1 protein-coding gene is annotated in these 2,707 nt (G+C 38.3%); it reads left to right on the top strand.

The window, feature by feature from the left end; genetic code table 11:
- Nucleotides 1–222: 222 nt before the first annotated feature.
- Nucleotides 223–2,707: right-handed parallel beta-helix repeat-containing protein (locus AB1630_11995; GenBank protein MEW6104514.1), on the top strand; the 2,485-nt coding region annotated here is incomplete at its 3' end.

Raw genomic sequence — 2,707 nt, 5'->3', positions numbered from 1 at the left:
AATCCCTTTGCCAAAAACTACCTTGAGGAATGCAAAAAAGTTCCTTGACAAGAATTTGATGAAGTAAGTAGACTTTTTACAATGGAAAAAGAGGATAAAGAAAGGATGATGGTTCAGAGAGAGAGAGAGAGAGAGTAATTCGTCAAGAAGGTTTTTATATAAAATCTATAAAAGCAGGTTTAATTTTAAGCCTGTTTATTTTTTTCAGGGAGGTAATGTGAAATGAAAAGAGCAATCTTGGGATGTGTGATAGTTTTGGGGATTGTGGCTTGTAAAATAGCCAGAGCAGAGACCTATGTTTCTGGGACAATCACCAGCAACACAACTTGGGCTTTAGCAAATAGCCCTTATGTTGCTACGGATACTGTAACTGTAGCCAATGGCGTAATTTTGACCATTGAGCTAGGGGTAACCATAAGGTTTGCTACAGAGACCTCTCTAATCTGCTATGGCACATTGAATGCAATCGGCACACCCCTTGGCACAGTTACATTTACCTCTGACCAAGATACCCATACAGCTGGCCATTGGAAAGGGATTAAGCTATCTGGAAGTGGAGTACAGGGAAGCCAAATCAAATATTGCGATATTGGCTATGCAAAGCAGGCAATATATCTTGAGAATACATCGGGGATTGTGATTATTAATTGTTATATTCACGACAATAAGGGAGATGATGGTGCTTCAGGTTCTACTGGACAGCCAGGTGGCATAGGCTGTGGAATTTATCTTTCAGCAGGCTCAAACAATAATTTTATTGGAACAAATACAATCAGAAACAACACAGGAGGTCAAGGAGGAATGGGTGGTAATTTTGCTTCAGGCGGCAATGGTGGTATTGGATGTGGAATATATCTTTTACAATCAACAAACAATACAATATCACAAAATCAAATATCCAAAAATATAGGAGGCCAAGGAGGGGCTACTAGTTGGGGGGGATATGGAGGCAATGGAGGAATTGGAGTTGGAGTTTATCTTGAAAGGTCAACCAATAATATTATAGATTGTAATACCATATTAGAAAACACAGGAGGAAACGGAACTATGCATAACGTCGTATTAGAAGAAGCACTTGGAGGCATTGGAGCTGGAATTTATTTTATTCAATCAGGCACTAATACCATTAGAGATAACATTATTTTAAATACTAAAGGCGGGAATGGAGGATATGCTTGCCATGGTTGGGCGCCTGGTCAAGGAGGTACAGGGGAGAAGGGATGTGGAATATATCTTTCTTCATCATATGGAAATCTTCTGAATAAAAACACTATTTCAAATACTATAGGTGGACAAAGGGGGTACAATTATGAGTCTCAGCAAAATGGCATACCAGGTGATGGATACGGTGTTTATGTAAAATCTTCGGACAATAATGAAATTAACCATAATACAATTACCGATACTTATGGTAATGTACGTGCAGGCATTTACTGTGAGGATTCTTTGTTAACAATTGATAATAATACTATCGGGACTAATACTTATGGAATCTATTTATCCAATTCTTCCATCTGTAATAATACTCCACTTCTTACTAATAATACTATCTTTAAAAATACCTTCCCTTTGGGAATAACAAATAATGCTCCTTTTTCTTTCACCTTTACAGGTAATATTATCACTGACAATACTTATATGGGGATAGGACTCAATGGTGTAATATGTGGTCGCCTACTTGATTCTCAAAGCCTTCCTTCGCCGTTAAATTCTTATGTTGTAGCTAATTTAACTAGGGCTGTAGCAGTGAGTCCCTCTTTAACTGTTGAGCCAGGTGCAGTAATTAAAATTTTAAATCAGATCTTCTATGTCTATGGAACCTTATCTTGTCTTGGAACCTCAGAAAAAAAGATAGTATTTACCTCTCTTTTTGATGATGAATACGGTGGAGATACCAACAGGGATGGTACAGCCACAGCTCCAGCAGGAGGAGATTGGGTTTATTTTTATTTTAATGGCAGTGCCTGCAATGTTCAATTAGAACATACCCTAATTAGATATGGTGGTTATTCAGAAGGTGATACTTGGTTGGTTTATATTTATAATGGTCCCATTGTAAGCATTGATAATAGTACAATAAACAATGGGAGAGGCTACGGGGTTTATTGTTGTAATAGCCAAGCAACAATTACGCGAACTAATTTAGCAGGTCATAATATATATGGCCTTTATAATGCTGGACCATCCACCATGACAGCTACTTATAACTGGTGGGGAGACAATTCCGGACCTTATCATTCAACAACAAATCCACTAGGTACGGGTAGTCCAGTAAGTGATTACGTCTATTATTCTCCATGGGCATGGGCAGAAAGACCAGAAATTACTGTAAATCCAACTTTGGGCCTAATTGGAACAACAATAACAATTGGAGGTGTTGGATATGCTTCTCTTGGAGATGTTACAATCAACTTTGAAACAACACAAACAATAACCGCACCGTTAACCATAAACGGCACCTTCTCAACAACATTTGTTGTCCAAACCCAATCCCCTGGCACAAAGCTTATTACCGCCACAGATAGCTATGGAAACTATGCCACCACGACATTTGTTCTTCTTCCACCCACCTTCTTAAGGGTTTCTCCCCAATCTAAAATCATTGCAAAGAATGATGAGTTTAATGTGGATGTAAGAATAGATGATGTAAGGGAGCTTGCTGCGGCTCAGGTTTATCTTTTGTTTAATCCAGGTGTATTAGAGGTTA

The sequence above is a fragment of the bacterium genome (assembly GCA_040753555.1).
Classification (GTDB): Bacteria; UBA9089; UBA9088; order UBA9088; family UBA9088; genus JBFLYE01.
This window is presented reverse-complemented; position numbering and strand designations above follow the sequence as displayed.